The organism is Halomonas sp. 1513 (assembly GCA_001971685.1).
In the GTDB taxonomy this organism is placed as follows: domain Bacteria; phylum Pseudomonadota; class Gammaproteobacteria; order Pseudomonadales; family Halomonadaceae; genus Franzmannia.
In genome coordinates this window covers 2,835,459-2,859,368 of record CP019326.1, presented here as the reverse complement: position 1 = coordinate 2,859,368, position 23,910 = coordinate 2,835,459, and the positions used below count along the sequence as shown (strand labels likewise).

Below are 23,910 nucleotides of genomic sequence, written 5' to 3'. Positions count from 1 at the left end.
GCAACCCGAGCACCGCCATGCCTTATCGACGTGCCAGGTTTTGTTCGAAAACTCGACGAGCGCAGCCAGTTTTCGTGCAAGACCTGATGCCAGGGCTCGCTTATAGCCCTGGCATCAGCATATGTAAGCGATCGCCCATACGCCGTATCAGTGATCGACGACAGTTGCCCCGGGCCGCTTGCGTGCTGCCCGGCGAACGGTAACCTGCCGGGTGGCACGGCGCGCCGGCTGACGCCTCATTACTCGCCTGGAGGGACCCATGGCCCACGCAACCGGACTGCAGTTCACCCTGGCCCAGGCCAGTGACGACGCCCTCGACCTGGCGGTGATCGACTTCACCCTCGAGGAGTCGCTCTCGGCGCCGTTCCGCCTCGCGGTCGAGTTCGCCAGCCGCGACCCCGACCTCAGCCCCGAGGCCTTCCTCGACCGCGAGCTGACGTTGACGATCTGGCAGGACGGCGAAGCGCTGCGCCGCATCCACGGCATCGCCGCCGAGTTCAGCCGCGGCGACCGCGGCCACCGCCGCACCTTCTACTCGCTGGTGATCCGCCCGGCGCTGTGGCGCCTCTCGCTGCGCCACAACTCGCGCATCTTCCAGCAGGTCTCGCCGCTGACCATCATCAACACCCTGTGCGAGGAGCGCGGCATCACCGACGTCGCCTTCGCCGTCACCCGCGAGCCCGAAGAGCGCGAATACTGCGTGCAGTACCGCGAGACCGACCTGGCCTTTATCCAGCGCCTGGCCGCCGAAGAGGGGCTGCTCTACTTTCACGAGTTTTTCGAAAAAGGCGAGGACGAGGTCGGCGGCGCCCACCGCCTGGTGTTCGCCGACGACCCGCAGATGCTGACCGCGCTGGGCGAGCGCCGCTACCACAGCCGCGCCGGCGGCAGCGCCCCGACCCGCCATGTGCGCCGGCTCAAGCAGGTCGCCCGGGTCGCCCCGGCCAGCGCCACCCTCAAGGACTACTCCTTCAAGCAGCCGGGCTATTCACAAATACATCAGGCCCAGCTTCACGAACAGGTGGCCGGGGGCCTCGAGGAACATGCGCAACGTGGCGTCGTTAATAAAGAGTACGAGCACTACGACTACCCCGGGCGCTACAAGCACGACGCCTCCGGCGAGCCCTTCACCCGCATCCGTCTCGACGCGCTGCGCCGCGACGCCGCCACCGCCGAGGCCGAGAGCGACCTGCCCGAGCTCGCCCCCGGCAGCCGCTTCACGCTGAGCGACCACGACGCCGACAGCCTCAACCGCGACTGGCAGGTGGTGCGGGTCATCCACCGCGGTGAACAGCCCCAGGCCCTGGAAGAGGACGGTGTCACCCAGTCAGATAGCGCTGGCCTGCGGGGTCGGGCAGGCTCGGAAGCCATGACCCGCTACTACAACCAGATCGTGCTCACCCCCGGCGACGCCGCCTGGCGGCCCGAACCCGACCCCAAGCCCCGCGTCGACGGCCCCCAGGTCGCCTTCGTGGTCGGCCCCGAGGGCGAAGAGATCCACTGCGACGAACACGGCCGGGTCAAGGTGCAGTTCCCCTGGGACCGCTACGCCGAACCTAATGACACCGCAAGCTGCTGGATCCGCGTCGCCCAGGGCTGGGCCGGCGGCGGCTACGGCAGCATCGCCATCCCGCGGATTGGGCATGAGGTGATCGTTAGCTTCCTGGAGGGCGATCCGGATCAGCCGCTGATCACCGGGCGCACCTACCATGCGGTCAATACCGCGCCCTACACGCTGCCCGAGCACAAGACCCGCACCGTGATCCGCACCCAGAGCCACCAGGGCGACGGCTTCAACGAGCTGCGCTTCGAGGACCAGGCCGACCAGGAGCAGATCTGGCTGCACGCCCAGAAGGACCTGGAACTGCTCACCAACAACGACCGCACCGAGGCCGTCGGCAACGACAGCTACCTCAGCGTGCGTAACGACCGCATCAGCGAGATCGACAACGACGATCACCACACGGTCCACGGCCAGCGCCATGAGCACACCGAGGGCAGCCAGCACCTGATCGTCCAGGGCACGTTGCACGTCAAGGCCGGCCAGGCCTGGCTCACCGAAAGCGGCCGCGAACTGCATATCAAGGCCGGCCACAAGGTCGTGCTCGACGCCGGCAGCGAACTCACCCTCAACGCCGGCGGCAGCTTCCTCAAGCTCGACGGCGGCGGCGTGACCATCAGCGGCCCCAGCGTCAAGATCAACGCCGGCGGCAGCCCCGGCTCGGGCTCCGGCCAGTCCGCCGAAACGCCGCTGCTGCCGGGAAGAGCAGTGGCGGAAGAAAGTGCACATGTTGCTTTCAAGGCTCCTGCTGCACTGCTTAAGCAGGACTATGTGCTGCATGAGGCTGCCCAACTTGGCGAAGGGGTCTGTGAGGTTTGTAACGCCAAGGGAGAAGCCTGATGGCAGAACCCAGTAGCTGGATAATGGTAGACGGAAAGCTGAACCCTCACGCCATGCGGGCACTGTACGCCTCTGGGATGGCCGAAGAAGTCATTTCGATACTACAAGGCACCACCTATGAAGCCCTCGCCGGCGCTGGACCACTGTTGGCTCGTGTAAATGCTAATAGCGAGATGCTCGAACGCTGGAAGGCGAATGAGCCACCTTTGCGCTATGCCTGGTGCTTTACGAGTTCACTAACACCCTATGAGCTAGCAGCCTACTGGCGACGCCGATTGTTGATACGCGGCCCTATGGAACGGACATTGTGGCTTCGTTATGCCGATAGTCGGGTGATGGAGAGGGGGATTGAGAAGAACGTCTTTCCAGATGCCTTTTGGGGGGGAGTTGAATCTCTCCAGCTATTCCCACAGCAAGGAGCCTGGACGCCGCTATCGGGAAAGCAGGCATGGGAAGAACCTGACGACGATGCGCTTTTCCCTCTGTTTACTTTCAATGAGCGCCAACTGGCCTCTCTCTCGCCTGCGGAGACTGTTTTATGAGTGCCGCTCAATGCCCTCTACTTGCCGCTATCATTCCTGCTCGTTATGCCATCGGGCATGAGGAGTTGGAAAGCCCTTGCCTAGATGGCATCGAATTGCCCGAGCTAATGGGCACAATCATCGACGCTGGCGATAACTCGCTCAATATTTCGCTGCGCTATGTAGCTCGTCCTTTACGTGACGGATGGTGCTATGTCTGGCTCGAGAGCCAGCAGCGTTTGATTGAATATCAGGTAGCAGACGGAGCCCTCGAAGAGACCTCACGGGCAGGTGATCCCATCATGCCGGGTGGTGGTCCCTATCTGTTTCTACCATGTGGACAGGTTGCTGCCATCGCTTGGTCACCAGTGCCATGGAGTGATGAACACTATGCTGCTATAGAAGCAGATAGCGAACAGCGCCAAGCACTGATGCGCGAATTCACGCCGGCGCAAGTTCCATCCAGTGGTCCCCTGGAGTGGGCCACCGAGATTCCTGAGTTGAATGCCTTGGATGATGATGCCTTCGCCTGGAGCAGCGAGCCTCGGGCGTCTTTAGGGCGCTGGGAAATGCTGATGCCGACGCTAACCCAGGCTGAGGTACAGGCCGTTGCTATTGTCGACGATCCTTGGGGAGTGGTGATTGAGCTTGCCCATTTACAACGCCAGGGGTTGGCGCAGCGAGAGGCGTGGTTCGCCCAAGAAGGCGAAGAAAGAGTCTTGGCCCAGAATATTCTGGCGTTAGCTAGGCAGAACCGTGAATTCTGGGCCAAGCTGCCAAGCTTGGCCAACCAGCCAAGAATCGAGGAGGCTGCCAAGCGCTACGATCAAGAGATTGAGGCGCTGGAAGCACGGCTCGCCTCTCTCACGAACGATTGGCAGCGTTGGATGGATACACTCTGGACAGGCGGCACTCCCGCTTCGCTTGCTGCCGCTCAGAGTCACTTTGATCCGTCTAGAAATGACGACCATGATGCTATGGAAACGTTGTGGAGTGCCACTCTGTTGGGGGCTGTACAGAGTCAAGTAGGGGCTCTTATGGTCGAGCGCATATTAGAGCCGGAGGAAGGCCCCACCTTCGACTATGGTGGACACTCTCTCTGGGCTGCACTGCTAGGTTTTTCCAGGCACCTTCAGTTAAGTGACGTGCAGCGTATGCTAACTGTCCCCGATGGTCTGCAAGCGAATGACTGGGAAACCTGGGCGCACAGCCTTAATCAGTTATCCTCACAGCTTGGCAGTGGCTTGCTTGCAGCGAGAGAAGGACTCTTCCTGGCCATTGGTACTGCCATTGGGCCTTTTCTCAAGGAGTTAGGCGCTACATCACTGCACAAACTGATGGTGGCCGGTTACTTTGCCGCCGCCCTGGCGCGCAGCAGCCAGTCTATTACTGCCGAGGCGGTACCACTCCGACAGATGGTCGATTGGCTCAACGAACCTAGCGCCCGAGTAGCAGGGGCGCCAAGCACGATCTATCGGCTGCGGCCCGAGCTTCTTCAGCATCTGGAAGGTAGGCAGTTGACTACGCTGCGATTGGCCGCCAACGATGCTACGGCGCCTGCGCAGGGTAACCCCTTTACACGTGCGCTAAGTGAGGCACCGCTTAAAAGTGTTTTGGTAGTACTAAGTGGTGCGATGTTAGTTGATGCCGGTATTAAGCTATATGATGGTGAGCGTTCAATTTCAACGCTGAGCTCATTTGGGTCTGGTCTATTTGGTACTGCGACTACAACTACGGCGATCCTACAGCATTTTGCACAGATTGATGCTCGAGACCTGCGTTTATCCCAAGGGATGTCCGCGGCTTGGCGAGGAAGGTTTGATTTTTACCTTACATTAGGGCAAATCACCAATGTCGCCCTGAGTGTCACTGCGCTATTCGATGTCGTCTACTTTGGCCGTATGGCCTGGGAGCGCTATGGCGAAGGTGATCTCGATTCTGCAGCTATCTTGACGGGCATGAGTACTCTTAGTGCCGGGCAGACGGCACTGGCCGCAAAGGCGTTTATCCAATACCGCCGTGCTCAGGCGGCATTAAGAACCGGTCAGTTTTTACAGGCTGCAAGCACAGCGTCTCGGGCAGGTAAGCCGGGGCTGATGCTGGGTCTGACGCTTTTGATTGTCGCAGGAGCGGTCAGCCTTTACTACACACGCGAGAACCCGTTGGAGCAGTGGTTACGCAATACTCGTTTCGGGACTCGCCCTGCCGCTTGGGCAGGTGATCTTGAGCAGGAACTGGATGAGTTATATCGACTGCTCTACCAGCCTCGGATGAGGTTGGAGCGCAGGGACACATGGAACCATCGCCTGAACACGCGATATACCTCTGTATGGCTCTATGTGGAGTTTCCTGCTGCCGAGCGCTTCCCAGGTATGTTTACCCTTGAGGCTGAAGAGCGCTGGCGGGCCGGGTGGTGGGGTACCGAGACAGAGGAGAACGTTTGGACAGAAGAAGACTTCGAGCTGGATATCGGTGGGCAACATCGGCATGATCGCCCCGTCTATCGTCGCGTGTTCCACGTCAATGAGGAGGGCGAGCGTCTTCGCTCGATAGCTGGCACACTCTATTATCGCCCGTTCCCAGACCTGACCCTTTCACCCATAGAAATCGAGATCGGCTAGGCCATGCAAAGCATCAAGACGTATTTCGCCAATCTCTCCCAACGGCTAGGTCTAGCCGACGAGTTGATTGTATTATCTCCCAAGCGCCGGGCTGCACAGCAGCCCATGCAGTTGGGTGAGGTGCAGGATCAGACCGAGCACTATCTGGATCTATCTAGCGGTGCGGAAGAGGGGAAGGGGGTATTCACAGGAGTGTGGGGGTTAGGGGCAGTTTATATGTCCCTAATATTATTCCCCATTGTTTTTCAGGATTGGGAAGGTGTTGCCTTTGTATTTACAACGATGGCCGTAATGTTTGGTATTACTACAGCCGTCTTTTTGATTGAGGTTTTTTGGCCGTCTTCCTCTCCCATTCGCTTTAATCGCCGAACTAGGGAAGTCTATTTCCAGGACAAGGACAAGCTCTACCATGTCCCTTGGGACGAAGCGGTGGCCTGGATGCAGGAGAGCCGCACCGTGACCCAATATACCGGAGCAATGACAGAAACCCCATTACAGTTGTTGCTACAGCGCTATGGGTATCCGGAGGAGGTGATTGCTCTACAATTGAACCTGCCGATGGGGCGTACCGCGGAAACGCAGGGCATGCTTTGGGAGTATTTGCGTTGTTACATGGAGAGAGGGCCCTGGTTCGACGAACAAGGTAACCCACTGTCGAATTCTAACCGCGAAGCGGCTTTAGAGGGATACAGGAAAAGACAAAAAAAAGCCACATTAAATATAGAGGGCTATCGACAATCAGTTAAAGAAGGAATAACTCCGAAGTCACGTGCAGTTATATTAATTCTTGGGCTTGCCTTTTTGTATCCATGCTTGTTTATCCGCGACATTACAGCCAAATACGCCCGCCAACGTGCCGCCCGTAATCAATGGCATTCTTTGGTCAAGGAGCGCTGTCGCGTCGACGGTCCCACTACTCGGCTCTATGATCTGGAAGTTGATGAGGGGATCCATCAGGGGGCCGTCACTAGTGAAGCCTACGGTCCCGATGCAGCGAGATGAAACGCTCAAGACGTAGAGCAGCGCCCGGCGATCGGATTGCTTAGCTTTTCGGAGCCAATGGCCTATGTCGAGCGCCTGATACAGCAGCAGGCGCTCGATGCGTTTCCTGGCCCCTTCGCCAATACGCGAGTGGTGGTCAATAGTAACCTACCCGGTATGGCCCCAGGCTGGGAGCAAGTGGCCAAGTTCCGTTTCGAGACCGTTAGCCAGCGCAAGTACACTAACCATAAAGAGGGTTATTCGCAGTGGCTGGAGCAGGGCCGCGAGCTGGGCGAGCTCACTCAGCCGCTCTTCGAGCGCGCGACGACGGATGGTCGAGAGTACTATTTTTGGGCACCTGAAGAGCCCGAAACGACAAGGGCCACGACACGACGTAATATTCACCACCTAAAAGTCCGGGTGCAGTGGCGTAAAAACGATGATAGCGATCTACCCCGGGTGCTACCGGCACCGCCTCCTACCGAGGAGGCCTCCGGCGATCCCATGACGCCGGATTTCACGCGTGCCGGCCAGCCATACTGGGCCGATGAAATGACGCACCAAGATAGCGAGGCAACTGATGGCTGATATGACGCCCATCACCTATAGCGCTGAAGCCTATACCGCAGAGCGTATTGATACGCTGCGACAAGAGGAAAGTGAGCACTCTAGGCGCTTTCGTATGTCGGCTGCCAGTGGGCAGCGTCTTCCTCGCCGACATCCGACGGTGGATGTTGCGCCGATAGCACGCGGACTCGAAATGGTTCCGCCTAAACAGCTACGGCATATTGAAAGTCAGCCAGACCACTCTCCGCGGCCTAGCGATCGTGAAAAGCACCTCATACGTATGGATGAAGAGTGCTTACGTTATACTAGTCAGACAAAAATAAATTTTATTCTCGGAGTCATAAGGATGGGAGGAATTGTCGGGGGGGGGCTGTTTGTACCTATTGCTTTCTTGGTTACTCTTTATACGGCATTTGAGTATGCTGGATATACTAGTGAGGGTGTGTCTTTTAGCACAGTGTATGAAAATTTTTATTGGGGTTTCTTAGCTGTATTTGCACTTATTTTTTTTTCAATGTGGGGTATTGCTACTTTGATCTATCGCCTCTTCCCCAGTTTCGCCGCTGGATACCAACCAGGCCCCATGTGGGAGCTCAATCGTCGCACCGGCATGGTCACGGTATTCGCCAACCCGGCCAAGAAACGTACCGCCTGGCAGGTGGAACATCAGCTGCCGTTTCATGAGTTCGACTGCTACCTGCAGAGCACGCCCAGCCATCAGGGCCTACCGCAGTTCAACCTGAGCCTGGCGCACTATCGTCAGGAAGTGCATGTGGCCCTGGTGGGGATGTTCGGTGCGACAAGTAGCCACGTAGAGCAGCGTGCCGCCTGGGATATGGTGCAGCGCTATATGGATACCTCGCAGCCGCTGCCTGATACGCCATTGTGGGAAGAGTTCCGCCCGCTAGATCCCACATCACTGGAACATGATCGGCGCAGCGGGCGCCCGCCGCGCTACTGGCGGGATATGGACGATGAAACCTTTGCCCAGCAGGTACATGAGCATCAGGACAAACTGAATGCGTTCTACCGTTGATAGGACTAGGGCTGACTAAAGAGACTGGGTTTCCAGAGGGGGCAGTATCAAGGATTTTCGCGTATGAAAGAGGTTGCTCCTGCAGTCTATAGCCCTAGTGAATCGCCCCGGGTTTCATAGACACTTCCAGGCCCAATACTGAAGGCATCGCCAGGCACCTGCCTTAGTGCCTGGAGGCGGAGACGGCCAGCCCTGCATCAAGAGCGTCAGCCTGCGCGATAAAGTCTTTCGGACGAGGTTTCTGAAAGGTGCTCAGGTTGGCGAGTTTCCAGCGCAGGGCCGGCAACTGCTCGGCATGCGGACATTGCAGCAGTGACCAGTCGGGCTGCGCCCGGGGCAGCCCGCTCAGGAACTGCCGGTGGGCATCACTCAGCCGTAGCGCCAGTTCATTTCGCAGCCGGGCACGGGCCTCGCCAACATCGGAGAAGCCAAGCCCCATGGTTTCCAGGCTATGGGCGTACATCTTGCGCTACGGCATGGCGCTTGCGCAGACACCCGACCATTATTCAGGCGGCGTGGGGGCGTATCTCTTCGTAGCGCCCAGCCCGACGTGCTTGCTCAAGATCATAGGCGTTTTGCAGGCGCAGCCAGTAACCTTCGCTGGTGCCGAAGTAGCGCGACAGGCGAAGATCGGTGTCGGCGGTAATGGCTCGTGCGCCGCGGGTAATCTCACCGATCCGTGTAGCCGGTACGCTGATAGCGTTGGCTAGCGCATTCTTGGTGAGCCCCATAGGCTCGATAAAATCCTCTAGCAGGATCTCACCAGGATGTATGTTGGGTAGTTGCTGAGTCTTCATGATGCTCTCCTCAGTGGTAGTCGACGATTTCCACGTCATAGGCGTTGCCTTCTTGAAAGCGGAAGCAAAGTCGCCACTGATCGTTTATTCGTATGCTGTATTGTCCTCCGCGATCACCTTGAAGGGCCTCGAGGCGGTTTCCAGGTGGAATGCGAAGGTCATCAAGGCTGACGGCTGCATCCAGTTGGCGAAGTCTCTTGAGCGCGCTTCGCTGCATATCATGCGGCAATTTTCGGGAGAGCTTGCCGCGTATAATGCTGGCCGTCTCTTTATCCTTGACACTTTTGATCATTCTGATTTTCCCATTAGCTAGGCAGAAGTATAACGCAAGGCAGCATATGACGCAATGCGTTATATGTGCTGGCGTCTACTCCTCCCGCTCCGGCAGCGCCAACACTGGCGGGCGATTCAGCCACCCCTGACCTCCCAGCATTGACACCCGGCGCCCCTCGGCGGCATGATTCTGTGATGATCCGATTTCAACCGACACGCCGTATTCGCCAGTGGTGGCGCTCCTGATCAGGGGCGGCACGCTGACGAGTGAGAAATGCCGCCGTCAGGGCGGCATTTTTGTGTCTGCTGACTCCCTGCACGGCTGGCGCGGCCCCTGAGAGCACTGGGTAACGGCGCCGATTAGCGATAGCACACATCATAGGGAACACAGAGTCATGGCCATGTCCGTGCTGATGATCGATAACTACGACAGCTTCACCTACAACGTGGTGCAGTACCTGGCCGAGCTGGGGGCCGAGGTGCACACCTACCGCAACGACGCCATCACCATAGAAGAGATCGAGGCGCTGGCGCCGAGCCACCTGGTGGTCTCTCCCGGTCCGTGCACGCCCAACGAGGCGGGCATCTCGATGGCGGCCATCGAGCACTTTGCCGGCAAGCTGCCGATACTGGGCATCTGCCTGGGCCATCAGGCCATCGGCCAGGTCTACGGCGGCGAGGTGGTGCGTGCGCCCCAGGTGATGCACGGCAAGACCTCCAGGGTGCGCCACAGCGGCCACGGCGTGTTCGCCGGCCTCGAGGAGCCGCTGGAGGTTACCCGCTATCATTCCCTGGTAGTGGCCGCCGAGACCCTGCCCGAGTGCCTCGAAGTGACCGCCTGGGTGGATGAGGACGACGTAACCCCCGGCTTGATCATGGGCCTGCGCCACAAGACACTGGATATCGAGGGGGTGCAGTTCCACCCCGAGTCGATTCTGACGCGCCAGGGGCACGAGCTCCTGCAGAACTTTCTTTCACGTCGCGCCTAACGGAGACCGCCCCATGCAGATGCGAGAGGCCATCGACGCCGTCACGCGCGGCCAGAGCCTGACGTTCGACCAGACCCACGCGGTAATGCGCACCATCATGACCGGCGAGGCCACCGACGCCCAGATCGGCGGCTTCCTGATCGCGCTCTCCATGAAAGGCGAGAGCGCCGAAGAGATCAGCGCCGCCGCCCAGGTGATGCGCGAGCTGATGACCCCGGTAAGCGTGCACGGCGAGAACGTCGTCGACATCGTCGGCACAGGCGGCGACGGCGCCAACCTGTTCAACGTCTCCACCGCGTCCAGCTTCGTCGCGGCGGCGGGCGGCGCCCACGTCGCCAAGCACGGCAACCGCAGCGTCTCCTCCTCCTCCGGCAGCGCCGACCTGTTCGCCGTGGCCGGCATCAAGATCGAGCTCGACGCCGAGCAGGTCGCTCGCTGCATCGACCAGGTCGGGGTCGGCTTCATGTTCGCGCCGATGCACCACCAGGCCATGCGCCACGCAATCGGCCCGCGCCGCGAGATGGGCGTGCGTACCCTATTTAACATCCTCGGCCCGCTGACCAATCCGGCCGGCGCGCCCAACCAGCTGCTCGGCGTCTACGACCCCAAGCTGGTGCGGCTGATGGCCGAGGTGCTCAAGCGCCTGGGCAGCCGCCATGTGATGGTGGTCCACGCCGAGGATGGCCTCGACGAGATCTCGCTGGCCGCGCCGACCCGGGTCGCCGAGCTCAAGGAGGGCGAGATCGTCGAGTACACCATCGCCCCCGAAGACTTCGGCATCGAGCGCCAGGCGCTGACGCCGCTCAAGGTCGTCACCGCCGAGGACAGCCTGCGGCTGGTGCACGAGGCCCTGGCCGGCGACGGCCCCGCGGCGGATATCGTCGCCCTCAATGCCGGCGCCGCCCTTTACGTTTCCGGGATTGCCGATACGCTCAAGGAAGGGGTGGCCATGGCCCAGGACGCCCAGGCCTCCGGGCTGCCGCGGGAAAAGATGAAAGAACTGGCCGACTTCACCCGGGTGTTTGCCGACTGACGGCACCTCGAACCGCTGCCACGGGGATATAGCAAGATGACAAGCACACAGGGAATGCCCACCATCCTGGCGCAGATACTGGCGCGAAAGGATGAAGAGGTACATGAGCGTAGCCTGGCGGTGACCGAGACCGACCTGCTGGCGCTGGCGCGCCACCAGAGCGCGCCGCGCGGCTTCGTGAAAGCGCTGGATGAGCGTATCGAGGCCGGCGACCCGGCGGTGATCGCCGAGATCAAGAAGGCCTCGCCCTCCAAGGGCGTGATGCGTGAAGACTTCCGCCCCGGCGAGATCGCCACCAGCTACCAGACCGGCGGCGCCGCCTGCCTCTCGGTGCTCACCGACGCCGACTACTTCCAGGGCCATGAAGACTTCCTGATCGAAGCCCGCGAAGCCTGCGCGCTGCCGGTGATCCGCAAGGACTTCATCACCCACGGCTACCAGGTCAGCGAAGCCCGCGCCATCGGCGCCGACTGCATCCTGCTGATCGTCGCTGCGCTGGATGACGCGCGCATGATCGACCTCTACCAGCAGGCCGAAGCGCTGGGCATGGACGTCCTGGTGGAAGTGCACGACCAGCGCGAACTCGAGCGCGCCCTGCGCCTGGAGCTCTCGCTGGTGGGCATCAACAATCGCGACCTGCACACCTTCGACACCCGCCTGGAAACCACCTTCGAGCTGCTCAGCTATATCCCCGAAGGCGTGACCGTGGTCACCGAGTCCGGCATCCACACCCGCGACGACGTACTGCGTATGCGCGAGCACGATATCCACGGCTTCCTGGTCGGCGAAGTCTTTATGCGTGAAGAGGATCCCGGCGAAGCCCTGCGGCGGCTGTTCTTCTAAGCGCAGCCACCACCAGCAAGCACATCCAATAACGGGCAGCCCAGGCTGCCCGTTGTCGTAAGTTAGCCATCACTTACGCCCCGCGCCCGCCATAGCCACACCCCAAGCATCACCCGCGAACAGCGTTGATAAGCCACAGCTTATACGCTTTGCGGGTATGACTAACCCTGCCTAGTATGAGGTCTTAAGGCCGCTGAGACGGCGTGTAGTAACAATTTTGTACGTAAGGGACTACCGCATAAACACATTATGCAGTCTCGGGGCGGTAGCGTGCCTAACGATTTCCCATCGACGGGGATATAGCATTGATCACCGGCATCAACCACGTCACCTTGGCCGTCAGCGACCTCGAACGCGCATTCGCCTTCTATACCCAGGTGCTAGGCCTCACACCCCTAGCGAAATGGCAGCGAGGCGCCTACCTACAAGCCGGCGATGACTGGATCTGCCTCTCACTGGATGCCGACGCACGCATCGCTCCTCATCCCGATTACACCCATCTCGCCTTTTCAGTAACAAGCCAAGCCTTCAACGACGCTGCAGACGCCATCCGTGCCAGCAACGCCCCCATCTGGAAGCACAACAGCAGCGAAGGGGACTCCCTCTATTTCCTTGATCCCGATGGGCACAAGCTCGAGATCCACAGTGGCGATCTCAACAGCCGCCTGGCGGCACTCAAGGAACGGCCCTACGACGGGCTGGAGTGGTTTGTTCAACAGCAAAAGGATGATTGAAACCTTCAAATGCAGCACGCTCGCGAATTGTGCATAGGCTGCCTAGCTATGCTTAGCCTTATGAAATATCAATGGGTTAGGTGCAAAGCGGCAGGCTAGATAAGATTATTGAACGTGCAAGTATGTTCATCCAATATCAGGATGTGCAGTCCAATCACTGTTGGGCGGAAAGCAGCATGAAGGAGAGTTTTTAATGAGCTGCATGATTTGTGGGCGTGACCCCACAATAAAATCCCATCTCATACCAAAGACCCTTGCCCGAGAGGTGCAAGTGGGAAAAGCACATGCGTACGCTAGAAACTCAGATGACTTTGATCATACCCAATCGGGAATATATGAGCGCAACATACTATGTAAGGATTGCGACAACGAATTGGGCAAGTGGGAAAACATTGCAGCGAAGGCATTTCGACAGATTAGGGAAGAGTCCAAAGGCGACTCATTGGGTGAGTACAAACTAAAAGACGTTTCAGGTGATGAAATCTTACGATTTATCGCTGGACTACTTTGGAAATATAGCGTCGCCTCAACAGAGAACGGAAGAATTGACCTGGGGCCCTACCAATATTTGATGGAGGGGTTAGCGTTTTCGCTTCAACAGATACCCAGCAGCATCGATGCTTTGGTGTGTCGGCTAAGACGTCACGTGGGTGACGATGATGTTTTTGCATACCGTGCGCCGAAGCCTGATAGGCAGGAGGGTGTGAACGGCTACCGAGTACTGGTCGGTGGCATGTTCATCTTTGTGAAAACAGACAAACAAAGCCCGAAGGGTGGTGCCCTAGAAAGAAGTGCTATTCGAGGTAAATCTGATCTTCCTTACGTCTTGCTACGGGCACAGGACTCTGAAGAATACCGATTATCGGCGGAGTTAGCTCATGAAGGCCTGTTATCGGATTTTCTCGATAAGCATGATGGTCAGTAATGGTGAGGCCGGGGCTATGGATAATTCCGCCCAACAAGTGAATCAAGCCGACCAATTTTCCGCTGCCGCTCCAAATTGGCGGCTTATTCAAGGCGTTAGCCAATAGAATGGAGGTCAAGCTTTGGAGAAGGTTTGGAAGGATCCCGTCTGGAGTTCGGTAATTGCGGGAATAATCCTTGCCGTTATTCTTGGTATAGGGCAGCTTTTCTTTGGACTCTGGGGATATGTAGCTATAGGTGCAAGATGGTTTTGGTCGACTATTACCACTGACGTTCCAATACCGCTTTGGCTCCTCATAACAGGTGTTCCTATCCTCATCTTGTTCATCCCGGCAATTACCAGGCTGAGTCCAGGCAAGGAGCCAAATTTCACAAAGTACACGCGTGACCATATTTTAGGAATTGACTGGAGCTGGAAGTGGATTCCGCCGAACAAATTCCGAGCTGACTACAAGTTTGATGAGCTAACGCCTCGCTGTCCAAGCTGTAAGTCCGTATTGAATATTGATGATTATGATGGCCGTCTTGTCTACTGCATCAACGACTCGTGCAAGTGGCAATGGCCTCTGGCATCGCAACGATATGCTTACCATCATGTAGGTCATCGATCTGATGCAATCGATCACTCATCAAAGATAGACGAACGAGTAAGGAAAGAGATTGATCGAAAATTGCATACCGGAGAGTGGGCGAATGGCTAACAATTGCAGGCACAGCGACGGCTTTTTCGTTGCGGCTACGCCTTCACTACAAAGCCGCACGTGCTGCGGGCGTTAAAAGTAATTCACCATCAAACTAAGGAGAAAACCGTGGCGTTAGCACAAGAAATCTACAACCATGGATTGCACCCTTCTGTCGAGGGACTCAACTTCGACCGAATCAAGTGGAAGCTTTGTGAATCTGGCGAAGCAAAAATGACGAAAGAAGAGTGTGATCTGGCTGAGCAGGAATATAGGCGCTACTTAACACTGAAAAAATTATATCCCGGTGTTGAGCTGGTTCCCAATAAACTGCTTGATGAATTTTGGCATGCTCACATCTTAGATACGGTGGCTTATCATGCAGATTGTGATGCAGTATTTGGCTTCTATCTGCATCACTTTCCGTACTTCGGAATTTACGGAGAGGAAGATTACCAGAACTTGGTTTCGGCATTTGATAAAACGAAGGAGCTTTATGAGCTTCACTTTGGGGAGTATCCCGAGCGATTAGACAATGCGGCCCGTTGTGAAGATCATCCCTGTCATGTTCCATCGGAATGCGCATGTCGTGCTCCGGGAACCTGCAAGTAACTTTTAACAAGTAGCTCCACCGGAAAAACACTCGCTGCGCTCCTATTTTCCGGTGAGCTATGCGTTAGCTCTCTGAGATGGCAAGAGCGACTTATCGTAGTTAATCATCCTGTCAGGATGAACGAGGGTGGATATTTGAAAAATCGATTTATAAAGACAGAAAATCTGCCAGACAGTTTATGGTGTGATAAGTCTGAAAATATTATACTTCCAACTCAGCTGGTCAATCTATGGAAAGGGCTGTTGAATGAAAATTCACTTTTGGACTTGGCTCAGGAAAAGGCTCCTAAGGGTTTTGAAGGGGGTATATCCAAAGAGGATACCGATAAGCATCTTGCTTGGCGTTATAATGGGTCGTGCGCGCGAGTAATTTTGTCTTTATTAGATCCTAAGGCAAAGCTTTCAGAAGTTTCTGATGCTTATGCTTCAATATTTGCAGGAAATAAGGTTTTTGTCGCAGATCTTCCAAGCGGCTCTGGCGCAGCAACTGTCAGTATACTTTGCACCCTGTATGAACTTAGAAAAAATAACATACTTCCACGTCACCCGCTAGAAGTTACTATTATGGCTGGAGAAATATCTGAAAGTGCTAGAGTGTATTTACAAAAACAGCTAGAAGATTTGAAAGGGGTTATTGAAGATCAAGCAATATGGATAAATTTCGAAATATTGGAATGGGACACCTTAAGCAAGGTAAGTACAGTTGATTTAATAAAGAGAATGACTCTTTTAAGTCAGGATTGTCATGCAAGAATGCTCTTGCTGACAAATTTTACAGGTTTCCTTGAGAGCTCTGGTAACTGGAAAAGGGCTAAACCTCAATTTGATGACATTTTCTTACATAGCAGAGATTCTTTGAGTACTGCGATTTGGATTGAACCTCAAAGAACAAATGTAGTCCCCTTCTTTGCTAGAGCTATCAAGTGGCTCAAGGAATCATTTAAAAACTTGATTGGAGAGCAATCAGAATTAGAAGATTCAAGTTGGTATGCACGGACAGAAGCAATGTGTAAGCAACCAATTAAAGAAGGAAGCTTTCCTGTGAGATTGACTGTTATGAGGTTTGACCTTCCTGTTGAGGCTCAAGGATGAGTACCGAACTTGCGGTTAAGGCTCTTAATCAATATCGCAGGAGGGATATCTTCCCATATCTTGCGCTTCGGTATTATGTAGAAAGTTCTGTTGGACGGCAAAACCGATGGATTAGAGATGTCTGTACTAGGCTTGCGACTCAAAATGAGAGTCTTGGATATTTAAGGATGTATCATTTTAAAGATATTTCTGAGGATAAATTTATACACAGAGATATATATGTTCCGGCACCAAGCGAAGCTTTGGCTGAAGTCGCGTTAATTACAGAGCTTTCTAAACATGAGGTATTCATCCCCAAGCCTTATGTTTATAGCTACCGGTTATCTTCTAATAAAGAAAAAAGTGGGGTATTCAAGCCATACTTTGATGGTTTCAGAGAAAGGCACAAATCTATATCGGATTCGTGTTGGGAAACCGAAAATGGTGTAGTTCTCTACACCGATATTAAAAAATTTTATCCAAGTATAACTTCAGTGGATGCCGTAGCAGCTTGGAAGGGAGCGTGCCAACAGTCTGAATTAAATGGCGATTACGAGCGCCTTGGCCTTAGGTTACTTGAAAATCACATGAAGGTCTGCGAGCAGGATGGAACTGGAAAGGGATTATTAACTGGTCCGACGTTTAGTCATCTGATCGCTAATTTATTACTTGATCGTATTGATCAGGAAATGAATGAGATTTCAAATGGAAACTATTGGCGGTATGTTGATGATGTTGTTTTCGTGGGCACTATTAAACAAGTTTCTTTGTTGAGAGAAAAACTCGAATGGAAATTTAATGAGCTCAACCTAGTGCTTCATGATGGAGATAAGGATTTTCATGTGTCATGTGAAGAATGGCTTGAGGGGGAGTTTGATTTTGACAACTCTATTGGGAGCGAATGGGTTTCCTTGATAAGCGATGTAAAGAGGTTTTTGCTTGCAAACCCATTAAAAAAGGATGCGTTACAACAAAGCTTCCAGAAGAATAATATTCGAATCCCTGTTGTTGATTATTCGGATGCCGTTAAAGATTCAAATTACTTACAGAGATTTCAAGACTGGATGCGTAAGTATAAGTGGGCAACTAAGTCTGTAAAATCAATAACTATAAATGGTTTGCTAACTCAAGCAAGGAATTGCGAGGCGTCTTTTTCTGTAAGATTGGCGGACTTGTTGACTGAAGATAGTTCGTCTTCACCATATGCTAAAAAGAGAATAACCCCAAAGCTTAGATACTTGTCAGGGAGACTTCTTTACTTATCTGGCAGGGAAAATTTAGGTCGATTCGGGGAAATGCTAATAAATCGGCCAGACATGTATTTAATAGCTAAGATAATGGAAGCAGTTGCTTCTAGGGACTTTACGGATGTTTTGTCTATGGGCGTAAATGCCACTCACTCAGCAGCTCAACTTGTTCGAGCTGAAGGAAACGAACCTGTTCGGATAGATAATGATATTGATTTATGTCCTGTAGTGGAACAATCTTTGGCTGTCCTGGTAATTAACGGTGTGCAGCATAATTACGAGACAATAAATACAGAGTTGATGCAACTGGCTTCAGCTGCCGGCATTAAAGACCTTATGAAGTCAAGAAATGGCTTTGTTAGGGAGTTTGCGTGTCTTCATGGGCTTAGCGAATCAAGACATCAAAGTTATTTGGATAGTAGTTTTGATAGGGATGAAGAGCTAGCTATGGATGTATTAAATCAGTTACAAAGGTCTAGTCATTGCTAGTAGAGCTAACAAGTTGCTGCACACGGAAAAATTACTCGCTGCGCTCCCAATTGTCCGGTGAGCAAGGCGTTAAGCATCAATGATGATATGCGTAGGTGCTAATATGCTTACTGATCCAACAAACTTTCAGATTCTATTTTACATAATCAGCCCCATAGCTACCTTTCTTGCGGTAGCTGTTGCGTATCTAGCAGTTTATCGGCAGTCAAAACCAAACGTAATCGCACATTATGAACCAAGTAACGATGCTGGCTCAGTGATAGATCTTGTCATATGTAACCATGGCGGTGGTACAGCTAGAGATGTAATCTTTTCGAATCCTATCCCTATTAATTGCTGGGGGATTAAAGGACCGAGCGACATAGATAGATCAAGCTTCTTGAATATAAAGATTCCGATATTGGCGCCAGGGAAAGCATTGAGGTATCAAGCTGGGCAGTATGGGGGCTTGCTTTCGGAACTTCGTGACGAAGTTCCTGTTGAGATCACGTATAGCTATATGACTCCCTTGCGCAGAAAAAAGAACGGCAAAGATGTATCAGTACTTGATGTTAAGTACATGGCACAGATGCATGCGGGCAATAGCCCTGCGTATGACTTAGCCGATGCAATGAAGGGACGAAATAATACAATTTTTTTAAAGACAAATAAGAGCCTGGATGTGATTAGCAAGCAACTAGGCAATATAGCATCAATTTTGGAACGCAAGAACAATATTGAAAATAAAAAACCCTAACCAGGCGCTGCACCGGACAATGGAGTTCCCCCACTTCAGTGGACACGCATCGATAACTCCCCAACAGGAGAGAACCGATGCCCGAGATGATCGCGGGGAAGAAAACGCTGCGATACAGTACTGAGTTCAAAGTCGAGGCAGAGTGTACAGTGATGGTATTTACTTGGGATCTGCCTTCGCGAGTTTCTTCTTGAGAGCCCAACATGAACCTGCGCCCAGCCACCACCGCCGACATTGAAACTCTATTCGATATCCGCTGCTCGGTCACCGAGAACCACCAGTCGCGCGATGAGCTGGCGGGGTTGGGGATCACCGTGGAGAGCGTTGGGGAGATGGTGGCAAGCGACGACTACGTGACCACCATTGCCGAGGTCGAGTGTCAGGCGGTGGGGTTCTCGATGGCGCAGGTCTCCGAGGGGTATGTCTTTGCCTGCTTTGTGCGCCCAGGGTTTCATGGCCAAGGCGTTGGCGGGGCATTGATGAGGGCGGCGGAGGAGGGCTTGCGGCGTGCCGGGGTCAAGCAGGCGTGGCTGTCGACCAGTGAGGATGAGGGTTTCCGAGCGCCTGGCTTCTATCGGCACCTAGGCTGGGTCGATAGCGGCTACCTGGAAGACGGGCAGATCCGTTTTACCAAAGTCCTCGCCCCCTAAGTCGCGTTGCGAAGTAAGCTGCTAACGCTTATCGAGAGAATAACCCCATCAAGGACGAGCCACGGATGAAGAGACGACTTGCAGGAATCTTGCTGCTGCTTTTGCTACCCACCGCGGCGCTAGCGGCAGAGCTTTGGGGGCCTGCCAGCGCTGGAATGACGATTGACGAGATCATGGATGTCGTCGATGACGCTTACCGCATAGAGGAACTGGAGGAGAATCGCTTGACGACCGGCGCGGTGGAAGCGGTGCGCCGAGATGATGCCGAGCTTGAGGGCGAGGCCTACACGCAGCGATTCTTCTTCCTCAACGGGCGGCTTACCCAGGTGACCATGAGGCTGAACGACACGCGTGATTTCGATTCCATGCTGGAATTCGTAGAGTCGCTGACGGAAACAATGCGCGATCAGTACGGTAAGGAAGCCGACTCAGAGGTAAGGGCATCCGGGCCGATACGCCAAGCGACGGTGAGCTGGATCGACGGCAATCGCCGGATCAGCATCTTCCTGATGTCCCAGGGGCCGGACGATTCGTTGTTGAATGTGAACTACCAGGTATACGCTGGCAATTGATGCCGATACGCGATGCTGTCCACCAACACACCTCATACCACTCACACTGGAGCAACCGCCATGTTCACTGGCCTGAGCGCCTTTCCCCTGACGCCCCTCAACGCCAACGGTATCGACGAGCCGGCGTTCGCCCGCTTGATCGAGCGGCTGGTGGCGGCCAGGGTCGATTCGATTGGGGCGCTGGGTTCCACCGGCAACTACGCCTATCTATCGATTGCCGAGCGCGGTCGCGTTGCGCGGCTGGCGGTGGAGCACGCCGGCGATACGCCGGTGATGGTGGGTATTGGCTCCGTGCGCACCCGCGACGTGCTGGCGTTGGCGGAGGAGGCCCAGCGGGCGGGGGCCAGCGCGGTGATGCTGGCGCCGGTGTCGTATCAGCGGCTGTCGGATGAGGAGGTGTACGGGCTGTTCGAAGACGTGACGCGGGCGCTGTCGGTGCCGCTGTGCGTCTACGACAACCCGGGCACCACGCACTTCACCTTCAGCGATGAGCTACACGGCGAGATTGCGCGGCTGCCCAACGTCGCGTCGATCAAGATCCCCGGGGTGCCGAACGACCCCGCCGAGGCCAAGGCCCGGGTCGAGCGGCTGCGGGCGCTGATTCCCGCCCATGTCACGATTGGCGTCAGCGGCGATGCGCTTGGCGCCATGGGGCTGAATGCCGGCTGCGAGGCGTGGTATTCGGCGATTGGCGGCACCTTCCCCAAGACGATGCTGACGATCACCCGCGCGGCCCAGGCCGGCGATGCCGAAGAGGCGCTACGCCTGTCGGATCGATTGCAGCCGCTGTGGCAGCTGTTCACCGAGACCGGCGGCAGCCTGCGGGTGACGGCCGCGTCGGCAGAGCTGCTGAGGCTGGTCGAGGCGCCGTGCCTGCCACGGCCGCTCAAGGCGGTAGACGGTGAGGCGCGCAGGCGGCTAGCAGCGCTGATCGATGAGTTGGCGCTTGCCTAACGGCGCGAAGATGCGCAGCGCGGCGACAAGCACAAGGGGCAGCCTAGATGGCTGCCCCTTGTGGTTTTTGCCTCCTGAGTGGGTGCTCGCTTACTCCTCGGCGTGCAGGTAGGTGAAGTAGTGGGCCATGGCCTCGATGTCCTCATCAGGCACACCGCGCATCACGTCGATCATGGTGGTATCGGGGCCGCCACGGGTGCGCTCGCGATAGGCCACCATGGCCGCCACTAGGTAGTCCTCGCGCTGGCCGGCGAGGCGTGGCATCTGCTCGCGGCCGCGGTAGTCGGACTGGTGGCAGCTGGCGCAGCGCTGCTGCGCGGCGAGTTCCTGGCCGCGGGACTTGAGCTCAGGGTCGGGGTCACCTTCGGGCGCGGCCACCGGCTGCTCGTGATAGTAGGCCGCCAGGGCCTGTATCTCTGCATCCGGCAGGCCCCGGGCCTGGGGCGTCATTACCTCGTTCTGCCGCAGCCGTTCGCGAAAGTAGATCATCTGGTTGACGATGGTCAGCTCGGGCTGGCCGGCAAGCGACGGCGTGCCGGCCTGCTGGGAGTTGCCGTCGCTGCCGTGGCAGGCGCCGCACACCTGCACCTGCTCTTCGAAGGGCAGGCCCACCGCCGGGGCTTCCTCGGCGGCGGCGGGCGCGGCGATGCCCAGGGCGGCAGCGCCGCCCCAGGCCACGAGAGCGCGCCGCCAGGGCGCGCGTCGGGTTGACCGCATCGGCCTCACTCCTCCACGTAGTCAGGCGTTTCGTAGCTGATGCGGTAGATGGCGCCGTTGTACTCATCGGCCACCAGCAGCGCGCCGTCGGGCATCTGCAGCACGTCCACCGGGCGGCCGGCGAAGTCGTTCTCGCGCGGGTCGAGCAGGCCGACCATGAACGGGGAGATGGCAGCGCGCTCGCCGTCGTCGGAGATATGCGCGACCTGAATGTCGTAGCCGACGCTCAGGGTGCGGTTCCAGGAGCCGCGGCGGGCGATGAACATGGCGTTCTGATACGACTCGGGGAACATCTCGCCGGTATAGAAGCGCATGCCTAGCGGCGCGCTGTGGGCGCCGAGTAGCGCCGCGGGCAGCACGATGTCGCTGCAGCTGCCCTGGTCGCCGCGCTCGGGGTCGGCCACACCGTGGCCGTGGCAGAACGGGAAGCCGTAGTGGTCGCCGCTCTCCGCCAGCCGGTTGAGGGTGTCCTGGGGGCCGTGCTCGCCGAGCCAGTCCTGGGCGTTGTTGGTGAACCACAGCTCGTCGGTCTCGGGGTGGAAGTCGAAGCCGACGCTGTTGCGCACGCCGCGGGCCTCCACGCGCATATCGGAGCCGTCGGGCTCGAAGCTGTGGATGGTGGCGTGGGTGTCTTCGTCGACGTCGCAGCCGTTGCAGGGCGCGCCTACCGGCACGTAGAGCCGGCCGTCGGGGCCGAAGGCGAGGAATTTCCAGCCGTGGTGCTCGTCGTCGGGCAGGCCGAAGGCGTCGGTCAGCTCCTCGGGCTCGGGCACGTCGCCGCCGTTGGCGAGGTGCGATTCGATGTCGTCATAGCGCAGGATGCGGTTGATCGCCGCCACGTAGAGGCTGCCGTCCTTGAAGGCCACGCCGTTGGGCTGGGTCAGGCCCTCGGCGATGATCACGTGCTCACGCTCCTCGCCGTCGTCGTTGTCGAGCACCGCATAGACGCGGCCGATGCCGCGGGTGCCGATGAACAGGGTGCCGTCGTCGCCGCGGGCCATCATCCGCGCCCCGGGCATGCCGTGGGCCCAGATCTCGGCGCTGAAGCCGTCGGGCAGGCGGATGTGGTCGAGGGGAATGTCCTCCTCGGCGGTCACGGTCAGCGGCGTGGCGTGGGGCGCTAGCGGCGAGTCGGCCATGTCGGACGAGCGACCCTGGGCCCAGGCGGGCTCATGGTCGTCGGCGATGGCGCTGCTCATACCAACGCCAAGCAGCAGGCTGGCGGCGGTGACGGCTACGGTGAGGGGCATCAGACGTGAGTGTGTCATGGCTGGCGATCCTTCTTAATTATGATTATGTCGCACGGCGAGGTGCCGCCAGCTCAGTCTAGTCGCTCCTTGAGGAAAAGGTGATAGCCTTGGGCTGTTGTTCTGATAGTGCTAGCCAATGGTGGCTCGGCTGGCGTGGTGCGGCGCCAGCAGGCGCAGCACTATCGACCGGAGAGCCACATGATCAGCGAGAGCACCACGCTGACCAGGATCATGGTGGTGATGGGGAAGAAGAATGAGAAGCCCTCGCGGCGCACGGCGATGTCGCCGGGCAGCTGGCCGAAGGGCAGCTTGGAGAGCCACGGCCAGAGGATGCCGATGGCGACGATGATCAGGCCAATGAGGATCAGGGTGCGCGACATGCGGCCTCCTGTGCGTTCCTGGGGCGTTGAGGCTTCGACGGCAAGCGGCCCGCGGTGAGTTCCCGTGGGCCACCACATTTGGTGATCACCGCGAAGCTTTGCGGCAATTTTGGAGCCGCGAAGCGGTGGAAAAATTGCCCTGCAACAGCGGCTGGTTATGTATTATTCGTAGTGGCTCCAGAGCCTGAGAACTTTTACCACTCGCTCGTCTTCGAGCACTTGGTAGACCAGACGATGCTGAATATTGATGCGGCGAGAGTAGGCCCCCGCAAGATCGCCGATGAGCTTCTCAAACGGTGGCGGCTTGCGGTATGGATCTTCCGCTATCAGTGTCAATAGTTCCTGAGCTTTTGGTTTAAGGCCGCTGGAAGCCAGCTTCTTTGCATCTTTCTGGGCTTGCTTGGTGTAAACCAACTTCCATGTCACCAGTTCAGCTCCTCATCACATTCGTCCACGGGGGTATCGATCCCCTCTCGAATAGACTCCCGCATACCAGGCACGGAAAGGAGGTAGAGTGTTTCCTGAATCGCCGACCAATCCTCTTCGGATACCAAGACCGCTTTGTTCCGCTTGCCCATGATGACGATCGGCTGATGGGACTCGGCAGTTTCGTCAATCAACCGATAAAGGTTGCTGCGCGCCTCAGTTGCTGTGATGCCCGTCATGACGCACCTCTTGCGTGTTTGATTTTTCACCAAGTGTACGCTTTAGGGTACGTACGTCAAGACGAACGCTTTTTGTAAAATTGGCTGGCCTGGCGACAGATGCACGTTCACCCTGTGCAGACCGGTGCCTATCATGGGCATGGCAAAGAGTGCTTCCAGATAGCGGT

At 56.6% G+C, this 23,910-nt stretch carries 21 protein-coding genes and 1 pseudogene; 14 read left to right on the top strand and 8 right to left on the bottom strand.

Annotated elements, in window-relative coordinates; all coding sequences use genetic code 11:
- Window positions 1-259 precede the first annotated feature (259 nt).
- Genes BWR19_13020 through BWR19_12995 form a run of 6 tightly spaced genes read left to right on the top strand, consistent with a single transcriptional unit; the run spans window position 260 to window position 8,127 of the window.
- The gene (locus BWR19_13020; GenBank protein ID APX93785.1) at window positions 260-2,401 is read left to right on the top strand and encodes a type IV secretion protein Rhs; all 2,142 of its coding nucleotides are present in this window, start codon (window positions 260-262) and stop codon (window positions 2,399-2,401) included.
- Window positions 2,401-2,943: a hypothetical protein gene (locus BWR19_13015; GenBank protein ID APX93784.1), complete on the top strand. Its 543-nt coding sequence runs from the start codon at window positions 2,401-2,403 to the stop codon at window positions 2,941-2,943. The genes BWR19_13020 and BWR19_13015 overlap by 1 nt, the downstream gene beginning before the upstream one ends.
- Window positions 2,940-5,543 carry a hypothetical protein gene (locus BWR19_13010; protein APX93783.1) on the top strand — a complete coding sequence of 868 codons (2,604 nt, stop codon included), beginning with the start codon at window positions 2,940-2,942 and terminating at the stop codon, window positions 5,541-5,543. Before BWR19_13015 ends, BWR19_13010 begins: the two co-directional genes overlap by 4 nt.
- 3 nt (window positions 5,544-5,546) lie before the next feature.
- Window positions 5,547-6,545 carry a hypothetical protein gene (locus tag BWR19_13005; GenBank protein APX93782.1) on the top strand — a complete coding sequence of 333 codons (999 nt, stop codon included), beginning with the start codon at window positions 5,547-5,549 and terminating at the stop codon, window positions 6,543-6,545.
- A gap of 57 nt (window positions 6,546-6,602) precedes the next feature.
- Window positions 6,603-7,112, top strand: coding sequence for a hypothetical protein (locus BWR19_13000; GenBank protein ID APX93781.1), 510 nt, complete (start codon window positions 6,603-6,605; stop codon window positions 7,110-7,112).
- The gene (locus tag BWR19_12995; GenBank protein APX93780.1) at window positions 7,105-8,127 is read left to right on the top strand and encodes a hypothetical protein; all 1,023 of its coding nucleotides are present in this window, start codon (window positions 7,105-7,107) and stop codon (window positions 8,125-8,127) included. The genes BWR19_13000 and BWR19_12995 overlap by 8 nt, the downstream gene beginning before the upstream one ends.
- 163 nt (window positions 8,128-8,290) lie before the next feature.
- On the opposite strand, the pseudogene BWR19_12990 reads toward BWR19_12995, so the two are convergent.
- The 3 genes and pseudogenes from BWR19_12990 to BWR19_12980 all read right to left on the bottom strand — a co-directional run bounded on the left by BWR19_12990 (window position 8,291) and on the right by BWR19_12980 (window position 9,216).
- Window positions 8,291-8,539, bottom strand: a pseudogene (locus tag BWR19_12990) (hypothetical protein).
- A gap of 94 nt (window positions 8,540-8,633) precedes the next feature.
- On the bottom strand, window positions 8,634-8,924 hold the full coding sequence (locus BWR19_12985; GenBank protein APX93779.1) for an addiction module antidote protein, HigA family: 291 nt from the start codon (window positions 8,922-8,924) through the stop codon (window positions 8,634-8,636).
- A gap of 10 nt (window positions 8,925-8,934) precedes the next feature.
- Window positions 8,935-9,216: a plasmid maintenance system killer gene (locus BWR19_12980; protein ID APX93778.1), complete on the bottom strand. Its 282-nt coding sequence runs from the start codon at window positions 9,214-9,216 to the stop codon at window positions 8,935-8,937.
- Between the two features lie 382 nt (window positions 9,217-9,598).
- Between BWR19_12980 and BWR19_12975 the strand changes: the two genes are divergently transcribed.
- The 8 genes from BWR19_12975 to BWR19_12940 all read left to right on the top strand — a co-directional run bounded on the left by BWR19_12975 (window position 9,599) and on the right by BWR19_12940 (window position 20,731).
- On the top strand, window positions 9,599-10,186 hold the full coding sequence (locus tag BWR19_12975) for an anthranilate/aminodeoxychorismate synthase component II (protein ID APX95018.1): 588 nt from the start codon (window positions 9,599-9,601) through the stop codon (window positions 10,184-10,186).
- Between the two features lie 13 nt (window positions 10,187-10,199).
- Window positions 10,200-11,219, top strand: coding sequence for an anthranilate phosphoribosyltransferase (locus tag BWR19_12970; GenBank protein APX93777.1), 1,020 nt, complete (start codon window positions 10,200-10,202; stop codon window positions 11,217-11,219).
- Window positions 11,220-11,255: 36 nt separating this feature from the next.
- Window positions 11,256-12,062: an indole-3-glycerol-phosphate synthase gene (gene trpC / locus BWR19_12965; protein APX93776.1), complete on the top strand. Its 807-nt coding sequence runs from the start codon at window positions 11,256-11,258 to the stop codon at window positions 12,060-12,062.
- A gap of 305 nt (window positions 12,063-12,367) precedes the next feature.
- On the top strand, window positions 12,368-12,796 hold the full coding sequence (locus tag BWR19_12960) for a glutathione transferase (GenBank protein ID APX93775.1): 429 nt from the start codon (window positions 12,368-12,370) through the stop codon (window positions 12,794-12,796).
- A 1,733-nt stretch (window positions 12,797-14,529) separates the two neighbouring features.
- Complete coding sequence (locus BWR19_12955; protein APX93774.1) at window positions 14,530-15,012, top strand: hypothetical protein; 483 nt, start codon at window positions 14,530-14,532, stop codon at window positions 15,010-15,012.
- Between the two features lie 3,746 nt (window positions 15,013-18,758).
- The gene (locus BWR19_12950; protein APX93773.1) at window positions 18,759-19,205 is read left to right on the top strand and encodes a hypothetical protein; all 447 of its coding nucleotides are present in this window, start codon (window positions 18,759-18,761) and stop codon (window positions 19,203-19,205) included.
- 65 nt (window positions 19,206-19,270) lie between these two features.
- The gene (locus BWR19_12945; protein ID APX93772.1) at window positions 19,271-19,777 is read left to right on the top strand and encodes a hypothetical protein; all 507 of its coding nucleotides are present in this window, start codon (window positions 19,271-19,273) and stop codon (window positions 19,775-19,777) included.
- A gap of 60 nt (window positions 19,778-19,837) precedes the next feature.
- On the top strand, window positions 19,838-20,731 hold the full coding sequence (locus BWR19_12940; GenBank protein APX93771.1) for a dihydrodipicolinate synthase family protein: 894 nt from the start codon (window positions 19,838-19,840) through the stop codon (window positions 20,729-20,731).
- Window positions 20,732-20,821: 90 nt separating this feature from the next.
- Here BWR19_12940 and BWR19_12935 read toward each other — a convergent pair whose 3' ends face one another.
- The 5 genes from BWR19_12935 to BWR19_12915 form a co-directional block, all read right to left on the bottom strand.
- Window positions 20,822-21,448: a hypothetical protein gene (locus BWR19_12935; GenBank protein ID APX93770.1), complete on the bottom strand. Its 627-nt coding sequence runs from the start codon at window positions 21,446-21,448 to the stop codon at window positions 20,822-20,824.
- Between the two features lie 5 nt (window positions 21,449-21,453).
- On the bottom strand, window positions 21,454-22,698 hold the full coding sequence (locus BWR19_12930) for a sorbosone dehydrogenase (protein APX95017.1): 1,245 nt from the start codon (window positions 22,696-22,698) through the stop codon (window positions 21,454-21,456).
- Between the two features lie 179 nt (window positions 22,699-22,877).
- Window positions 22,878-23,078: a hypothetical protein gene (locus BWR19_12925; protein APX93769.1), complete on the bottom strand. Its 201-nt coding sequence runs from the start codon at window positions 23,076-23,078 to the stop codon at window positions 22,878-22,880.
- Window positions 23,079-23,240: 162 nt separating this feature from the next.
- On the bottom strand, window positions 23,241-23,504 hold the full coding sequence (locus tag BWR19_12920; protein APX93768.1) for a toxin of toxin-antitoxin system: 264 nt from the start codon (window positions 23,502-23,504) through the stop codon (window positions 23,241-23,243).
- On the bottom strand, window positions 23,501-23,743 hold the full coding sequence (locus BWR19_12915; GenBank protein APX93767.1) for an antitoxin: 243 nt from the start codon (window positions 23,741-23,743) through the stop codon (window positions 23,501-23,503). The genes BWR19_12920 and BWR19_12915 overlap by 4 nt, the downstream gene beginning before the upstream one ends.
- Between the last annotated feature and the right edge of the window lie 167 nt (window positions 23,744-23,910).

Excerpts from the sequence above, each read along its gene's own strand:
- BWR19_13020 (APX93785.1), top strand. The coding sequence starts at position 260 with ATGGCCCACGCAACCGGACTGCAGTTCACCCTGGCCCAGGCCAGTGAC.
- BWR19_13015 (APX93784.1), top strand. The coding sequence starts at position 2,401 with ATGGCAGAACCCAGTAGCTGGATAATGGTAGACGGAAAGCTGAACCCT.
- BWR19_13010 (APX93783.1), top strand. The coding sequence starts at position 2,940 with ATGAGTGCCGCTCAATGCCCTCTACTTGCCGCTATCATTCCTGCTCGT.
- BWR19_13005 (APX93782.1), top strand. The coding sequence starts at position 5,547 with ATGCAAAGCATCAAGACGTATTTCGCCAATCTCTCCCAACGGCTAGGT.
- BWR19_13000 (APX93781.1), top strand. The coding sequence starts at position 6,603 with ATGGCCTATGTCGAGCGCCTGATACAGCAGCAGGCGCTCGATGCGTTT.
- BWR19_12995 (APX93780.1), top strand. The coding sequence starts at position 7,105 with ATGGCTGATATGACGCCCATCACCTATAGCGCTGAAGCCTATACCGCA.
- BWR19_12985 (APX93779.1), bottom strand. The coding sequence starts at position 8,924 with ATGAAGACTCAGCAACTACCCAACATACATCCTGGTGAGATCCTGCTA.
- BWR19_12980 (APX93778.1), bottom strand. The coding sequence starts at position 9,216 with ATGATCAAAAGTGTCAAGGATAAAGAGACGGCCAGCATTATACGCGGC.
- BWR19_12975 (APX95018.1), top strand. The coding sequence starts at position 9,599 with ATGTCCGTGCTGATGATCGATAACTACGACAGCTTCACCTACAACGTG.
- BWR19_12970 (APX93777.1), top strand. The coding sequence starts at position 10,200 with ATGCAGATGCGAGAGGCCATCGACGCCGTCACGCGCGGCCAGAGCCTG.
- trpC (APX93776.1), top strand. The coding sequence starts at position 11,256 with ATGACAAGCACACAGGGAATGCCCACCATCCTGGCGCAGATACTGGCG.
- BWR19_12950 (APX93773.1), top strand. The coding sequence starts at position 18,759 with ATGAACCTGCGCCCAGCCACCACCGCCGACATTGAAACTCTATTCGAT.
- BWR19_12945 (APX93772.1), top strand. The coding sequence starts at position 19,271 with ATGAAGAGACGACTTGCAGGAATCTTGCTGCTGCTTTTGCTACCCACC.
- BWR19_12940 (APX93771.1), top strand. The coding sequence starts at position 19,838 with ATGTTCACTGGCCTGAGCGCCTTTCCCCTGACGCCCCTCAACGCCAAC.
- BWR19_12935 (APX93770.1), bottom strand. The coding sequence starts at position 21,448 with ATGCGGTCAACCCGACGCGCGCCCTGGCGGCGCGCTCTCGTGGCCTGG.
- BWR19_12930 (APX95017.1), bottom strand. The coding sequence starts at position 22,698 with ATGCCCCTCACCGTAGCCGTCACCGCCGCCAGCCTGCTGCTTGGCGTT.
- BWR19_12925 (APX93769.1), bottom strand. The coding sequence starts at position 23,078 with ATGTCGCGCACCCTGATCCTCATTGGCCTGATCATCGTCGCCATCGGC.
- BWR19_12915 (APX93767.1), bottom strand. The coding sequence starts at position 23,743 with ATGACGGGCATCACAGCAACTGAGGCGCGCAGCAACCTTTATCGGTTG.